Raw genomic sequence first — 15,732 nt, forward strand, 5'->3', positions numbered from 1 at the left:
AAGCGACAAAGTGGCAGCCCTTTGTCGCTTTGATGCCAAAACCAATTTCTCAAGGGTTAGAGGGTTTGAAAGACTACCATTTCTGCCCCGTCCCCTAATGGCAGGTTATTACATGCCGGCAAAGCCTGTCTGGCGCAGGGCTTCGTAGAGGACGATGGCGGCGCTGTTGGAGAGGTTGAGTGCGCTGATGCGGTAGTCGTCCGGATTGACGAAGTTGCCGCAGATATCCTGCCGAAGGATGGCCTCATGGCCGTTCTCGGTATGTCCGAGCGATTCCTCGTGGGCTTCCCAGGCCTCGGCGTTGCCAAGCGAATCGCAATCGCGCAGCATGGGGATGCGCTCACAGCGCTCGGGCGCTGCGGCGAGCAGCCCTTCGGGAATCCCCGAGCTTTCGCTGCCAAAGACCAAATAGTCGCCGTCACGGTAAGTGCTTTGCGCATAGGTTCGGCGTGCCTTTTTGGTCAGCAGATGCAAGCGGTCGTCGGCGGGGGAGAGGTCATTGCGCGCAAGGAAATCCTCCCAGCTGGCATAGGTCGTCACGTCCAAGTTTTGCCAGTAGCCCAGGCCGGCGCGACGCACCGTTTTGTCGTCGAGCGAAAAGCCCAGTGGCTCCACCAGATGCAGGCGGGCGCCGGTAACCACGCAGGTACGGCCGATATTACCCGTATTGGCCGGAATCTCGGGAGCATACAGCACGATATTGAACATGAATCTCCTTGGCATAGAACGAAAAACCACCACGAAGGGTACCTTCGTGGTGGTTTGGCGGTTACGAAGGCAGAAAAACGCCCACTTGGATAGCCTAAGCGCGGTGCCAGTCGGTCAGGCAGGCATCAAGGGCGGCGATGAGCGCATCCTTGTCCATGTGACGGCCGATGATGCACAGGCTCGTCATGCGGTCGCCCGTCTCGTCGTCCCAAATCTGCATGATCTCGGGGTTCTCGTCGATGATCTTCTGCTTCTCGCCCTCGGGCGCCGAGTCAACGAACAAGCCGTTCTCCATCAGGCGCATCTGGCGGCCGGCCTGCTCGAACATGTAGCACATGTCCGGATCGCCGGTCTGCCACAGCGGACCCTTGACGCGAATGACCTCGTCGGGCCACTCCTGCTCAACAAAATCGGTGAACTTCTGCAGGTCAAACGGCTTACGGCGCGAGTACACAAAGGTCTCGATGTCGTACTCGAGCACCTCGGGATCGTCGTGCTCCTCGGGATGCTCCATGGCCTCGATCCAGGCGGCGGAGTTGTAGGCGCGCATAAAGTCGAAGCGATCGGTATCGAGCAGCTCCTCCATGGGGACCTCGCCGTTTTGAGCCTCGACAATCACGGCGTCCTTCTGCAGACTGCGCACGATGGCCTTGAGCTCGGCGATCTGCTCAGGGCTCACGGTATCGGTCTTGTTGAGGATCAGCGTGGAGCAAAACTCGATCTGCTGGATGAGCAGGCTCTCGATGTCGTCCTCGTCGATATCCTCGGCCAGCAGGTCGCGACCGCCGTTGAACTCGTCGTACATGCGGGCACAGTCGACCACGGCAACGATGTTGTCGAGCGCGAGCTTGGGTTCGCCGCCCACTTTGGCCTCGTCGCAGAAGCTCGAGATGGTGTAGGCGATGGGGATAGGCTCGCAAATACCGGAGGCCTCGATGATGATGTAGTCGAAATTGCCCGAATCGGCAATGCCCTGCAGCTGGTTGGCCAGGTCGTCCGAAAGCGTGCAGCAGATGCAGCCGTTGGTGAGCGGGATGAGGTCGTCGGTCTCGGAAAGGCCACCGTCGGCGATAAGGCTGGCGTCGACGTTGATCTCGCCGATATCGTTGACGATCACGGCGGCGCGGATAGCGCCGTCGTTGGCGAGGATATGGTTGAGCAGCGTGGTCTTGCCGGCACCGAGGTATCCGGTAAGCATGATGATCTTCACGGGTTTGTTGGGCATGTGCCCTCCTTTGTTAGACATGGCTTACAGCTGAATCTTATGCCAAACGCCTGCTCTTATACCCACGCGCCGGCAAATAACACAGGCTACTCCCAGGCTCCCCATACATCGGGGCAATAACCGACGGTGGCCTTTTTGCCGTTGCGCACGATGGGCTCGGCCAGTACCTGCTGATTCTCGAGCAGCTTATCAAAGCGCTGGCTGGGAGTGAGGTGCTGGATAAGTGCGAGTGTCTCCTCGTCCTTGGCTTTGGGGTTGAGCAGCTTGTCGATGCCGCCGACCGCCTGCATCACGCTCGTGAGCTCGCCTTTGCTCATCTCCTTTTCCTTAAGGTCAATAAACTGCACCTTAATGCGGCGCTCCTTAAAATAGCGCTGGGCCTTCTTGGTGTCGAAAGACTTTTTGGTGCCGAAGATTTGCACGTTCATGTATCTGTTCCGCCGTTCTAACGAACGGCGGTCACCTCGACGCTGCAAAGCCATCTGATGGGCAATCTGCCTTTCAATCGTCGGGCGCGGGCAACAGCCCAGCGCCCTCCTCTTTCAAGGCACCTTGCCTCATCAGCTGGCTTTTCGCTGACATTGATAGAACATCGAGGTGACCACCGCTGGACTTATCGAATGAAGTTGGTGTGCTCGCGATCGGCTTCGGGCGCGCTGATGCCGGCGGCCTGTCCTGCTTCGATACATTGCAGGAGCCAGGCCATGTTCTTGCCGATGTTGCGCATGGTGGCAAGGCCCTCGGCATCCCCATCGGCGTCGCCGGGCACGCGACCAAAGACGTTGTTCCAGTACGTGGAGGCGACCACGGGCATCTGGTTGATGGTGAAGTACTTGTTGAGCACATCGAAGGTGGTCGACGTGCCACCGCGACGGGCGACAGCGACCGCGGCGCCGGGTTTGTGCGCAAAGGCGTGCCCGCCCGCATAGAAGGCGCGATCGAGGGCCGAAAGGATGCGTCCGCTGGGGTGCGCATAGTAGACGGGTGAGCCAAAGACAAAGCCGTCTGCCTGCTCAGCGGCAGCGATGAGCTCGTTCACCACGTCGTCGTCAAAGGTGCAGCGACCGCCAAGCTTGCCACACTGGCCGCAACCGATACAATCGCGAATGGGATTGGCGCCCAGCTGAAACACCTCGGTATCAATGCCTTCGGCATTGAGCTGCTCGGCGACTTCGGCGAGTGCGCGGGCGGTATTGCCGTTTGCCTTGGGACTGCCATTGACCAAAAGAACCTTCATCACAAACTCCCTCTGCTGTCGGTGACTTCTGCGGAGGATTATCGCACGAGAGGGCAGATGGCGTGGGGAGCGATGTGAAACGGCTTGTGTTTCACATCGCTCCCCACGACGCTAGTCCAGCTTGGTGCCCGGTACTTGCGGCGCCTCTTCAAGCAGCGCTTTGAGCTCGTTCAAAATGGAAACGGGCTGTCGGTCGACAGCGTCTAGATGAAGTGTCGCCACACGAATGGGCGGCTGATATTCAAATGAGCCAAAGAGCACGGGCGACCCCAAGAATCGCTCGATTTCGTCTGCGATCGCGTCGGTCTCTTCGGGATCAAAGTCGTCGAAAAGCGCCACGAACATTGGTCCCGTCGAGCGGAACAGACGACCCTTGCCGCGCGAGCATTCCATAAGGCAGGCGGCACTTTCTGCCAAAACACGGTCGCCCGCATCAAAGCCAAAGCGGGCATTGACCTGAGCGATATCGTTGATTTTAATGGCAATAAAGCCTGCCTCGCGCGCCACGCGACGCATTTCACCAATGGCGTTGACCAGGGCGTGAATATCGCCCAGGCCAGTCACGGAATCTGTCGTATCTGCCAAGCTTCGGTTGATGATAATGCCCACATACATGCTGGGCTCGGTATCGGTGCCGTCCAAGCGGTAGCCCGTGCAGTCGCAAAGCGCGTATTTTCCGGTGGCATCCATTACGCGATACTGCATGTAATGGAAGTGCCACGTACCGTTTATCACCATGTCGAGCTCGGCGCGCACGTTGTCGCGGTCCTCGGGATGAACGCGGGCGAGCCACATGTCGAGTGAGTTAAAAGGGTGCTGGGAGGGCAGGTCAAAATCGCGCACGGCGTTAACCGACCATTGCGATTCTCCAGTATCGAGGTTAAGGATGAATGGATAGCGCGTCTCGGAGCTCATGGAGATCGCTTGGAACACCCGGTCGTTGCAGGGAAGCTGATCGACGATTGGGCGTTGCGGCGCGTCATTGTCTTTCGGTTGCTGCACACGATGCATAAGCTTATAGCGATACATCTTGCGATCGGCATCCATCGTCATCTGGCGACGCGTGTCGCCGGCAAGCGGATCGACGCGCGAGCAGCCAAAGCTAAAGCTGGCGATCATGGGCGCCTTGCCACCTGAGCTCGCCTCGATCAGCCCGGCACGTACCTGCTCCAAGCGCTGCTCGAGTTCAGTCTCGTTTGCGGAGAGCGAGATAAGCACAAACTCGTCTCCACCGATACGGAACAGCATCTCATCGTGCTCCATGGTTTCGGAGAGTGTGCGGCAGATACTCAGAATATAGCGATTGCCTTCGGCGTGGCCAAACATATCGTTGCAATGCTTGAGATGGTCGATGTCAATATAGGCGCAGGTGAAGGGGTCGCCTTTGCGCCAGAGCTGCTCGACGTGACGGTCGAGTCCGCTGCGGTTGCCCAAGTTGGTGAGCGGATCGATATAGGCGTTGCGCTCAAGCAGCTGGCGCTCTTGTTGCAGGATGGCATACGTCTTTTGCAGTTGCTCACCAACGGCGCGTAGCCCAGCGGGCAGCGCGGCAACATCGAGTTCGGCGGTCGAGATGCCATTCGCAAGTCGCTGAAGATAGGCAATAATCGATTGCTCGCCCATGCGGTACGACTCGTTCATGATGGATAACCTCCTTGGGCAGGACAACGGTTTGTATCATATCCCCAATTCGGCTTGGATTGGGGATATGAGTTAGCCAATGGGGACAAATGCTTCCTTCGACGGTGGCGTTTTGCGCGCGAGCGTATCAGTTGTTATTGCCGCCATCGAGCAATGCCTCAAAATCCTTTGCCTGCATGGGTCGGTAGTAGAGGAAACCCTGAGCGTAGCGGGCGCCCATGTGGCGTAGCATGTTCGCCTGCTCATTTGTCTCGATGCCTTCGATTACAACGGGCAGATGGAGTGACTGCGCCATCTCGAGCATCGATGACACGATCCGCGCGCTGCGGCCTTGATCGCGGTCGGTGGGCACAAAGGTGCGGTCGAGCTTGATGACGTCAACATTCACGTTTCTGAGCATCGCGAGCGTGGACTGGCCGGTACCAAAATCGTCCATATAGGTCGAGAAGCCGCGGGCGTGCAGATCCGCGGTCAGCTTATCCACGGCCTCGGACTCTCCGGTATAGGCGGTCTCGGTGATCTCGATACGCATGAGCTCGGGCGGCAGGTTGTATTGGGCGGCGAGCGCCCCCATATGTTCGGCAACGTCGCAGGCAAGAATGTCCACGCGCGACACGTTGAGGGAGATCGGAACCACGCGAAGACCGCGATCGAGACGCTCGCGAAGCCATGTGGCAACGCCCTGCCAAACATATTTGTCGAGCGTTACCACAAAGCCGCTTTCCTCGAGAGCGGGGATAAAGGTGACAGGTGAAATGAGGGATCCATCCTTGTCAATCCAGCGTGTGAGCGCCTCGGCGCCAATGATCTCGCCGGTTTCCATATCGACCTGGGGCTGCAGGTAGTAAGTGATGCGGCCGTTTGAGAGCGCATACTGGAACTCGGTTAGCGTGTGGTGGAACGCAACCTCATGCTCGTATTCCTCGGGGCGGAAAACGGCAATGCGCTCCTTAAAGTCGTTTTTGGCGCGTCGATTGGTAAACATGGCCTTGGCCTGTGCATCAATGGTGATTTCCTCGCTCGCGTCGATGGGGCATACGCCCATGGACGGCCAAAAGCCTACGCCGTCGTCGTGCTTGGCTACAGCCTCGCGCACGCGCGCATAGACTCGGTGAACGAAATCGCGCTCAAAGGGTATGAGCAGACAAAAGTCGTCTTGCCCCCAGTATCCCGCGACACCCATGTCGGCGTTCTCGATATCCTTGAGCACCGTGCCCACATCGGCAAGCATACGGTCGCCTTCGGCCTGTCCATACCATTCGTTAAATAGGCGCATGTGGCCCATGTCGACGGTGGCAATACACCAAGCGCCGTCGCGCTTTGCCTTGATGAAGGCATTGGCACGGCGCATAAACTCGCTGGGTCGGCAGAGGCCGGTGAGCATATCGATGCGTTCGGCGATTGCGCTTTTGCGCTCGACCTCGGGTATAGGGAGGCTGTCGTTGGGGACAAGCCCGCCAGCCGTGCGAAGGCGACGGTCGAGTTCGCGCAAAACAGCAGATGTTTGGTAGTCCAGGCGCTCGTAAAAGACCGGGGCGACAATGCAAACGGGAGTGATGGTGTCGCCCGCGATCTGAACGGGGGCAAAAATGGTCTCTTTTAGACGATGGGTCAGGAGTTCAAATGCCCCGTGGTCCAAAGCGTTGCTGAGCACGACGAACTGGACACTTCGTGAACGGAAGACGCGACTCCTACCGCGGGTGATCGACAGCATACGGCTTGCGTATTCGGCAAGCATGCTGTCGACCGCCTCGGCTCCATAGAGCTCGTTGAGCTTCGTCGTGCCGCGAACGCGCACGGCGATGAGTCCTGTTTTGCAGCGGTCACGGCGACAGGAATCGATAGCGTTGACCAGCATACGCTGCGTTCCAAGCCCCGTGGCGGCGTCGACGGTCTCGGCAAGGGAATGATTGACGAGCTCGCCGACATAGAGCGAGGGCTCGTTTTCGCTCCCATCGATGCGAAAACCGCGAGCACGGCAGAGCACGTAGTCGCCTGTGGTGTTGCGTACACGATACTGCATGACTCGATGGTGCTTGGAGCCGTTGTAGACTTGGTCGAAGTCGTCGGTAAAAGCCTCAAGGTCATCGGGATGGACGCGCTTTTTCCAGTAATCGAGACAGTTGTCAATGTGCTCTGAAGGAAGTCCGAGATCGCGCAAGGCACCTTGTGACCAAAGGGTGCGATGTTTGTCCAAGTTCTCGATAAAGAAATAACGACCTTCGTTGAGCATCGAAAAGGCGTCGAAAACGCGGTCGCTTATTTCGAAGTCGTCGGTATGGACTTGCGTGATATTGCGTCGATCGAGGTGCAAGGCATGGCGTAGTTTGTAGTCGTACATGCGATGGTCGGCATCGAGCGTCATGCGATTGGGGGCTTCGCCCAGGGCGGGGTCGGCGTGGGACACTCCGTAACTAAACGAGTGGGGCATCCCGGAATCGTTGTTGTTGAGCAAGATTGTTCGGCAGTGTTCCAGACGATCGGCGAGGTCGTCCTCGGTTGCAATCGTAGAGAGGATGGCGAACTCGTCGCCTCCCAGTCGAAACGCCGCCTCGTCCACCTTCATATACAGCTTGAGATAGAGGCTTACCTGCAAGATGTAACGGTTGCCCTCGTCATGCCCAAAGACGTCGTTGCAGTGCTTAAGGTTATCGATGTCGATAAAAGCCATGGTGACGGGCAGTTCCTGCTCCCAGAGCTCCTCGAGGGAACGGGCAAAGGCGCCGCGGTTGCCGAGTCCGGTAAGCTGGTCGGTAAAGGCGGTCCTGATCAGATCGTCCTGACGTTCAAGAAGGTCGCGGACGGTCTTTTCGAGCGTCTCGGTGTAATTGCTGACAGTATCCATGTCGTAAGCGGCTTTCTGAGGTCGGGCGAATTGCGTCGGGCGAGCTCGTTGTGCACACGCGTTGTTGTTCGGCGCTTTGCGTGTATCCAGGCCCCCGCCTCGCTGCGTTGTTGGATTAATTTACCGGCTAATGTTTGCAGTTGATAACTGCTGAGTAGTATAAACAACAGCGCAGAATTATATATGGGTGCCCATGCTGTGCGCGGCCATTATTCGCTAAACGGTACCGCAATGATGAGATGTCCGATAAAAATGCGACTGAGACGCTATATGTTGACGGGTATACTTGTCCCGGTTTTAAACGCAGGAACGGAGATGGTCGCATGGTACAGCCGGATACGACGCGCACGGTGGGGCTTGCGCTCGAGGGAGGCGGCTACCGCGGTATGTATACGGCGGGCGTACTCGATGTCTGGATGGAGCACGGCTTAACTTGCGACCATATGGTGGGTGTCTCGGCGGGTGCGGCGTTTGGGTACAATTTTAAGTCGCGCCAGATCGGTCGCGCCATTCGGTATAACAAGGCCTATTGCGCCGACAAGCGCTATGCGAGCGTGACAAGCTGGTTGCGAACCGGTGACATGTTCAATGCCGATTTTGCCTATCATGAGGTGCCGCTTGAGCGCGATCCTATCGACTTAGAGGCGTATCGTGCCTGTCCTATGCGGTTTACGTGTGTGTGCACCGATATCGAGACGGGTGAGGCCATCTATCACGACCTGCCGTATGGCGATGAGCGCGATATCGAGTGGATTCGGGCATCGTCGGCGATTCCCGTGGCGACCAAACCCGTTCGGATTGACGGACATCGATATCTGGATGGCGGCGTGGCCGATTCCATTCCCAGTGCGTGGTTATTCGAACAGGGGTATGACCGCAACATCGTGGTGCTGACGCAGCCGGCAGGCTTTGTAAAGCAGCCGAACGGTTTGATGCCCATGCTGCGACGTGTGTTCCGCCACTATCCGAAGTTTGTCGAGGCGCTTGAACGCCGGCACGAGGTATATAACGCTGCACTCGACGACCTGGCGCGTCGCGAGGCCAGCGGCGAGGTTTTCGTGGTGCGTCCGAGCGAATCGGTGAAGGTGCCATCGCTGTGTCGTGAGCCAGAGGAGCTCGAGCGTATCTACCAGGTCGGTCGGCGTGATGCGGCCGCGACCTTGTCGGCGTTGGAAGCATATCTGGCAGAGTAGGGCAAACTGCAGAGCCCTCGGCGGAAAGTGCGTCCCAGAATTTGCGTCTGGAATGGGATGCAGTTTCCCAATGGAATCGCATGCGGAAAACGCATCCCAGAATGGAGGGGGACTGCGGACAAAAAGTTGGACCGTTGAGGTCCGGAACGGAGTCCGCATGGCATACAGTAGGAGAATGGTGGAGAGGGCCAGGGCGCTTCGCGGCGCCGGGCTCACCGTCATGGAGATAACCGAGATACTCGGCGGGCCCGGCAAGACGTCCGTCTGGCGCTGGATCAGGGACGTGCGCAAGCCCGCGGGAAGGGCCGGTGGAGGAATGGACCTGCCGCGACTCGTCGGGGACGGCCCCGACTACCCCGACATCGACCCGGAGGACAAGGACGCCCTGATCGAGCGGCTCAGGCTCGAGAACGCGGTGCTGAGGGCGGTGCAGGACGTTTTAAAAGCCGAGAGCCTCGACGGGATGTCGAACAGGGAGAAGACCCTGGTGATAGACCGCCTGAGGCCGTGCGGGAAGTGGTCCTTGAGAGAACTCACGAGTTCCTTGGGGATATCAAAGAGCTCCTATGAGTACCAGCGCCGCGCGATCGCGAGGCCCGACCGGCGCGCGCCCCTGCGCGCGCTCGTGCGCAGGATCTTCACCGAGGACGGCGAGGGGGCGCGGGGGTACCGCTTCGTGACGGCGCGCCTGCGCGAGCTCGACGAGCCCGTGCGCGCCTCGGAGAAGGTCGTCCTCCGCATCATGCGCGAGGAGGGCCTGGTCCCCAGGTGGATGAGGAGGAAGAGGAGGCCCTACAGCTCCTATGCGGGCGAGCCGACGCCGGCCCCGCCGAACCTCGTGCGCCGCGACTTCCGCTCGGCCCTGCCGAACTTCCTGTGGCTCACCGACATCACCGAGTTCAGGCTGCCCTCCGGCAGGAAGGTCTACCTGTCGGCCATCAGGGACTGCTTCGACTCCTCGGTCGTGGCGTGGAGGGCCGGCGAGAGACCGGACGCCGCGCTCGCCAACTCGACGCTCGAGGACGCCTGCGCGCTGCTCGCGCCCGGCGAGCGCCCCGTCATCCACTCCGACCGCGGCGGCCACTACCGCTGGCCCGGCTGGATCTCGATCTGCGAGGGGCACGGCCTCGCCAGGAGCATGTCCGCCAAGGGCTGCAGCCCGGACAACGCGGCGATGGAGGGCTTCTTCGGCCTGCTCAAGAGGGAGTTCTGGCACGGCAGGGACTGGTCGGGCTGGACCCCTGCCCGCTTCATCGAGGAGCTCGGGGGCTGGATCGGCCGATACAATACGGAGAGGCGCAGCGATGCGCTCGGCGGCCGCACGCCGGCCGAGTTCCGCGCCGCGCTGGGAAGGGCCGCGTAACGGTCCAAGAAATCGTCCGCAGTCCCAGGTCCAAACTGGGATGCGCTTTCCGCTATTGAAGATATGAGGCTGCGAATCAGCTGCTCGGCCTATGCCTATGCCTGCTGCCAGGTGTCGACAAGCTCCTTGGCTGCGGCGTGGGGGTCGTCAGCGCTGCAGACGGCGCTCACCACAAAGAAGCCGTCGACGCCGGTGGCCTTGAGCTGCGGCAGATCGGCTTTTTTGACGCCGCCGCCGACCACGATGGGAACGGGGCTTGCCTCATGGAGCGCGGCCAGGTCCTCAAAGCTCTTGGTGATGATGGAGCCATCTGCCGCGCGTCCACAGTCGCGCTTGGTCTCGGTCTCGTGGAGCGGGCCGATGCCCAGGTAGTCGACTAGGCTCATGTCGGCGGTCTTGACGTACTCGAGCATTTCCTCGCAACGGGCCGAAAGGCCCACGATGGCATCGGGGCCCAGAAGCTTGCGGCAGACCTCGACGGGAATATCGCTCTGGCCCACATGCACGCCGTCGACGGCGATACCCTGTTCGCGTGCGGCGAGTACGCAGTCCAGACGGTCGTCGATAAGCAGGGCGACCTTGCCGGTCTTGCCGGCGCGAGCGATAGCCTGCGCGGCGTCGCCCGTCAGCGCGATGATCTCGCGGGCACTTGCCACCTTGGAGCGCACCTGGATGCAGGTAAAGCCGGCATCGAGCGCCTGCGCTACCACATCGCCCACAGGACGTCCCAGCGTGTTTTCGGGGCCGAGTACCAGATAGGCCGAGATATCAAGGTTGTCGCGGATGCTCATCGTGCTTCCTCCTGCTTTTTGATCTGCGCTTCCATGCGCTCAAGTTTGCCGGTCATGGTGTCGGTAAAACCGGGTCGAATATCGGCTTTGAGCACGACTTCGGTGCGGATGCCCTTGCTTGCCAACACAAAGGTTGAATCGCGTACGACCTGCATGACCTCGTCCCAGTCGCCCTCGATCTCGGTGAACATCGAGGTGGTGCGGTTGGGAAGGCCGCTCTCGCGAATGACGCGCACGACCTCGGCGACCTCGGCGGACAGCTCGTCGCCTGTGCCGCACGGGGCGATGGCTACGGCGACGAGTGTGTTCATGTCGGCAGCGGTTGCGGGTTCGGACATGGCTTATGCCTCCTCGAGCTCGAGGTGGTTATTCGCAATATCCTGAGCGGTCGCGCGGTAGAGTTCGTCGATAAAGGCGACCTTAAAGCTTGCCGGGGCATCAGCGACAGCGGCGGCACGCGTGCCGGCAACGTTGTAGACAGCGGTACCGCAGATGGCTGCCGTAAACGGATCGGCGGCGCAAGCGTACACGGCCAGGACGCCGCCCTGCGAGCAGCCACAGCCGGTAATCTTGGACATGAGCGGGCTGCCGCCGTGGGACTTGGCCACGGTCGTGCCGTCGGTAATCAGGTCGACTTCGCCCGAGACCACTACGGCGCCGCCGGTGTAGCGGGCGAGTGCCACGGCGGCGCCGCGGGCGGCGTCGACCGTATCGGTGGTATCGACACCGCGCACGCGGCTCAGGTCAGCCGCCTCGCCTTCAAGACCCCACAGGCCGGCGAGCGCGATGATCTCGGAGGCGTTGCCGCGCACGATGGCGGGCTTGTACTGCTTGAGCTCGTTTACCAGCTGGGTGCGCAGGCTACCGATGCCCAGGCCCACCGGATCGAGCACCCAGGGTTTGCCGGCGTCGTGTGCCGCTTTGGCCGCACGGGGAATCGTCTGCTCGTAGATGGGGAAGAGCGTGCCCATGTTGAGATAGATGGCGCCGCCGCCGGCAACGAGCGCCTCGCCCTCGTCGGGCAGATAGACCATGGCGGCCGAACCGCCTACGGCGAGCTGCGCGTTGGCGACAAAGTCGATCGTCACCGTGTTGGTGATGGAGCCGGCCATCGGGTTGGTGGCGCGAATCTCCTCCACGGCCTTGACCACATTTTGTTTAAGCTGTTTCGAATCAATCACTGCACATGCCTCCTTGGCATAGAAAAGGGGCGCTGTGCATAGACAGCGCCCCTGTAAAGGCGGCATGCTCCCTACGCCAGCATTAACTGACAGGTTCAAAGGATTGGGCCCCATGCCCTCTCAGCCTTGTGGTTTGCACCGCCGGCACTCCCGCATCGAATCTGTTGTTACCTATACTAGCGCACCTGCCAAAAAGGGACAGGTTTATTTTGGCAGGTGGCAACGGGGGCGTCGCATTTTCCCAGATAAAACCTGCCAAAATAAACCTGTCCCTTATTGGCAGGTCGCTACAATGGATACGGTGAAAATGACTGGGGGCCTTATGATTAAACTTGTGCTGACCGATATGGACGATACGTTGATTCCAGCCGGGCATGACGGCGCCAGCGACTACGCCATCGAGGGCATTCATGCCATGCAGGCGGCGGGCCTGCACTTTGGCCCGGTTTCGGGCCGTCAGCCTTCCGCGATGGGCTGGATGTTTCGTAATCGTTCCGAGTGCTTCTCGACCGGTGCGTTCTGCAACGGCCAGGTCATGTTTGTCGACGGCGAGGTGGTAACCTCGCATGCGACCGATAACGCCGCCCTTATTCGCTTGGCTGACTACTTGGAGCAAGAGACCGATGATACCTATCTGAAGGTCTACAGCTTGGGTGATGACTTTTGGGACAATGACGCCTATTGCGTGACGAGCGATCCTGAGCGCGTGCGTCGCGCTATGGAGTCGGGCGGCAACGCGTGGCTCAAAGGCGAAGAGGCCCCGTGCCGTCCCGTTGTCGGTGACGCGCCGGTGTTCAAGGCGAATATCTGGAGTGCCCGCTCGCGTGAGGGGCTCGCGGAGCTACGCGAGCGCGTTGCCGCCGAGGTGCCGGAACTCTCGCTTGTGTTTCCCAACAACCGCGTGCGCCTTTTCGATATCTTGCCGGCTGGTTGGGACAAGGGCTGCGCTGCGCTGGAGCTGGCGCGTGCTTTGGGCCTGACGCCCGACGAGGTGGCGGTGTTCGGCGATTCCGATAACGATCTGCCCATGATTAATGCCGTTCCCAACTCCGTTGCAGTCGCCAATGCCAATGAGGCCGTCACGGCTGCCGCGCGTTGGCATATCGGCGCTGCGGCAGACGATGCGGTTGCCGGGGCTCTGCATCAGATTGCCGCCTGCGCCGCGACGGGGGAGATGCCGTCGTTTATGCGCCAGATGGACGCGACGGGTCTTGGCGTCACGAACGTCTAGGGAGAAAGTCATGAAGCTTCAGCAGCTCAGGTATGTTGTTAAGGTTGCCGAATGCGGCAGCATTACCGAGGCCTCGCGCCGGCTCTTTGTGTCGCAGCCTTCGATTACCGCGTCGATTCGCGATCTCGAAAACGAGATGGGTGTGCACATCTTTGAGCGCACCAACAAGGGCGTCATTGTGTCCGAGGAAGGCGAGACATTCTTGGGCTACGCGCGCCAGGTACTCGATCAGGCCGACCTGCTCGAGGGCAAGTACAAGGGCGCATCCGAGCAAGTGCCGCACTTTAGTGTGAGCTGTCAGCATTATTCCTTTGCCGTTAATGCGTTTGTCGACGTGATCCGTGAGTTCGATGCCGCGCGCTACGACTTTACCCTGCGCGAGGAACAGACTCACGAGATCATCGAAGATGTCGCGCACATGAAGAGTGAACTGGGCATTCTGTACTTATCCGAACATAACCGCGAGGTTATCGAGCGCATGCTGGCGGCCAACGAGCTCGTATTCGAAGGGCTCTTCTGCGCCACGCCGCACGTCTTTGTATGCGCCGACCATCCACTGGCGGACCACGCCAGCGTGACGCTCGAGGACTTGGAAGACTATCCGTTCCTATCCTATGAACAGGGCAGCTACAACTCGTTTTACTATTCCGAGGAACTGACCTCGACGTTTGAGCGCCGCAAGAATATCCGCGTGCGCGACCGTGCGACCTTGTTCAACCTAGCCATGGGTCTCAACGGTTACACGGTGTGTTCGGGCGTGATTAGCCACGAGCTTAATGGCCCCGGTATTATCTCGATTCCGCTCGATGTGGATGAATACATGGAGATTGGCATTATCACGCGCAAGAATACGACGCTCACGCGCTATGGACAGGCTTATATCGAGGCCATCCGGAGGCATATCTAACCGGTAGCGTTTGATGTTGCTGTCTTGGGCTGTCGAAATGGATATAGGAAAACTATATGGCAAACATATATAAACGCATATTTTACGATAACCAGGAGTGCGCTCATACTCTTTCTCGCCAAAGCAGTCCATGCAAAAGGAGATTCCTATGAGCAATTCCACCCAGCTCAAAGCGCCGTTTCGCGCCGATATCGTCGGCAGTTTTCTTCGTCCGCAGGCCGTAAAGGACGCCCGCGCTGCCTATGCGGCAGGCGCGCTTGATGCCGAGGGACTTAAGGCAGTCGAGGACGAGGCCATTCGCGATTTGGTGGCAAAGCAAAAGGCCGCCGGCCTGCAGGTCATCACCGACGGCGAGTTCCGCCGCAGCTACTGGCACCTCGATTTTATGTGGGGTCTCAACGGCATCGAGCGCCGCACCTCGCGTACGGGCTATATGTTCCACGATGAGGAGACTACCGCCGACACCGCCGTGGTGACCGGACCTATTAGCGGCGAGAACCATCCGTTCGTTGAGCACTTCAAGTTTGTCAAGGCGCTTGAGGGCGAGGGCCAGGTCGCGCGACAAACCATTCCGGCGCCGATCCAGACGTTCTCCGAAGTCACGCTCGACCGCTGCGATGGCCAGCAGGAGAGCCTGCGCGCCGTCTACAAGACCGACGAAGAGCTCGCCGATGCCATCGCCGCAGCATACCGCACCGTGATTGCCGATCTGTATGCCGCGGGTTGCCGCAACATCCAATTTGATGACTGCACCTGGGGCATCTATTGCGATACTGACTTTGTGTCCAAGACCGGCATGAGCCCGGTTGACCTGCAAAAGGTGAGCGAGCTGGGCGTGGCGCTCAACAATGCTGCCATCGCGGGCAAGCCTGACGACTTGGTGATCAATACGCATGTATGCCGTGGCAACTACCACTCTACTTATGCCTTTGAGGGCGGCTATGATCCCATCGCCCCGTACCTGTTTGCGCATGAGGACGTTGACGCGTTCTATCTGGAGTTCGACACTCCGCGCGCCGGTGGTTTTGAGCCGCTCAAGTACGTTGCGCCCGGTAAGAAGGTCGTGTTGGGTCTGGTGACCACCAAGGCAGCCGAGCTCGAGGACGAGGACGCGACCGTCGAGCGTATTCATGAGGCAGCAGAGTACGTGCCGCTTGAGAATCTGTATCTGTCTCCGCAGTGTGGCTTTGCCAGCTGCGAGATTGGCAACAAGCTGACCGAAGGCGAGCAGTGGGCAAAGATCGCGCTGGTCAAGCGTATTGCCGAGCGTGTTTGGAAATAGCGGTTGATTTCCGATCTCAGCCGAACACATTGAGCTGATGGCTCGCTCCCGCAGTTAACCGAACGCCCCCGCGGCCCCTCTCGGGCCCCGGGGGCGCCATTTTCCCAGTTGAAGGAATGGTGGAGATG

Annotated in this window: 14 protein-coding genes and 1 riboswitch; of the genes, 5 read left to right on the plus strand and 9 right to left on the minus strand. The window is 59.6% G+C overall.

Annotated features, from left to right (window positions below; genetic code table 11):
- Positions 1 to 108: 108 nt before the first annotated feature.
- From FYJ40_RS07005 to FYJ40_RS07030, 6 genes are all read right to left on the minus strand, one after another.
- On the minus strand, positions 109 to 708 hold the full coding sequence (locus tag FYJ40_RS07005; RefSeq protein WP_154517015.1) for a tRNA (cytidine(34)-2'-O)-methyltransferase: 600 nt from the start codon (positions 706 to 708) through the stop codon (positions 109 to 111).
- Positions 709 to 802: 94 nt separating this feature from the next.
- Positions 803 to 1,933: a GTP-binding protein gene (locus tag FYJ40_RS07010; protein WP_154517018.1), complete on the minus strand. Its 1,131-nt coding sequence runs from the start codon at positions 1,931 to 1,933 to the stop codon at positions 803 to 805.
- 86 nt (positions 1,934 to 2,019) lie between these two features.
- Positions 2,020 to 2,361, minus strand: a complete 342-nt coding sequence (locus FYJ40_RS07015; protein ID WP_055252194.1) for an arsenate reductase family protein — start codon at positions 2,359 to 2,361, stop codon at positions 2,020 to 2,022.
- A gap of 185 nt (positions 2,362 to 2,546) precedes the next feature.
- Positions 2,547 to 3,170 (minus strand): flavodoxin family protein, encoded by a 624-nt coding sequence (locus FYJ40_RS07020; protein ID WP_154517021.1) that lies wholly within the window; start codon positions 3,168 to 3,170, stop codon positions 2,547 to 2,549.
- 111 nt (positions 3,171 to 3,281) lie between these two features.
- Entirely contained in the window at positions 3,282 to 4,811 is a 1,530-nt protein-coding gene (locus tag FYJ40_RS07025) for a diguanylate cyclase domain-containing protein (protein ID WP_154517024.1), read from the minus strand.
- Between the two features lie 127 nt (positions 4,812 to 4,938).
- A complete protein-coding gene (locus FYJ40_RS07030) occupies positions 4,939 to 7,656 on the minus strand; it encodes an EAL domain-containing protein (protein ID WP_154517027.1) in 2,718 nt (905 codons plus the stop codon).
- Between the two features lie 323 nt (positions 7,657 to 7,979).
- On the opposite strand from FYJ40_RS07030, the gene FYJ40_RS07035 reads away from it, so the two are divergent.
- Together FYJ40_RS07035 and FYJ40_RS07040 are read left to right on the plus strand one after the other, a co-directional pair.
- The gene (locus FYJ40_RS07035; protein WP_154517030.1) at positions 7,980 to 8,849 is read left to right on the plus strand and encodes a patatin family protein; all 870 of its coding nucleotides are present in this window, start codon (positions 7,980 to 7,982) and stop codon (positions 8,847 to 8,849) included.
- A 157-nt stretch (positions 8,850 to 9,006) separates the two neighbouring features.
- Positions 9,007 to 10,212 (plus strand): IS3 family transposase, encoded by a 1,206-nt coding sequence (locus FYJ40_RS07040; RefSeq protein WP_154517173.1) that lies wholly within the window; start codon positions 9,007 to 9,009, stop codon positions 10,210 to 10,212.
- A 95-nt stretch (positions 10,213 to 10,307) separates the two neighbouring features.
- Here FYJ40_RS07040 and FYJ40_RS07045 read toward each other — a convergent pair whose 3' ends face one another.
- Genes FYJ40_RS07045 through thiM form a run of 3 tightly spaced genes read right to left on the minus strand, consistent with a single transcriptional unit; the run spans position 10,308 to position 12,184 of the window.
- Entirely contained in the window at positions 10,308 to 11,003 is a 696-nt protein-coding gene (locus FYJ40_RS07045; protein ID WP_154517036.1) for a thiamine phosphate synthase, read from the minus strand.
- On the minus strand, positions 11,000 to 11,341 hold the full coding sequence (locus tag FYJ40_RS07050; protein ID WP_229770710.1) for a thiamine-binding protein: 342 nt from the start codon (positions 11,339 to 11,341) through the stop codon (positions 11,000 to 11,002). Before FYJ40_RS07050 ends, FYJ40_RS07045 begins: the two co-directional genes overlap by 4 nt.
- A 3-nt stretch (positions 11,342 to 11,344) precedes the next feature.
- Positions 11,345 to 12,184, minus strand: a complete 840-nt coding sequence (thiM, locus tag FYJ40_RS07055) for a hydroxyethylthiazole kinase (RefSeq protein WP_370450622.1) — start codon at positions 12,182 to 12,184, stop codon at positions 11,345 to 11,347.
- A gap of 51 nt (positions 12,185 to 12,235) precedes the next feature.
- Positions 12,236 to 12,346, minus strand: a riboswitch (TPP riboswitch).
- 160 nt (positions 12,347 to 12,506) lie between these two features.
- On the opposite strand from thiM, the gene FYJ40_RS07060 reads away from it, so the two are divergent.
- The 3 genes from FYJ40_RS07060 (at position 12,507) to FYJ40_RS07070 (ending at position 15,604) form a co-directional block, all read left to right on the plus strand.
- Entirely contained in the window at positions 12,507 to 13,415 is a 909-nt protein-coding gene (locus tag FYJ40_RS07060) for an HAD-IIB family hydrolase (protein ID WP_195838576.1), read from the plus strand.
- A 10-nt stretch (positions 13,416 to 13,425) separates the two neighbouring features.
- Positions 13,426 to 14,322 (plus strand): LysR family transcriptional regulator, encoded by an 897-nt coding sequence (locus FYJ40_RS07065; RefSeq protein ID WP_154517042.1) that lies wholly within the window; start codon positions 13,426 to 13,428, stop codon positions 14,320 to 14,322.
- Positions 14,323 to 14,470: 148 nt separating this feature from the next.
- On the plus strand, positions 14,471 to 15,604 hold the full coding sequence (locus FYJ40_RS07070; protein WP_229770711.1) for a 5-methyltetrahydropteroyltriglutamate--homocysteine S-methyltransferase: 1,134 nt from the start codon (positions 14,471 to 14,473) through the stop codon (positions 15,602 to 15,604).
- The last annotated feature ends 128 nt before the right edge of the window (positions 15,605 to 15,732 follow it).

The organism is Collinsella sp. WCA1-178-WT-3 (M1), from assembly GCF_009696325.1.
Classification (GTDB): Bacteria; Actinomycetota; Coriobacteriia; order Coriobacteriales; family Coriobacteriaceae; genus Collinsella.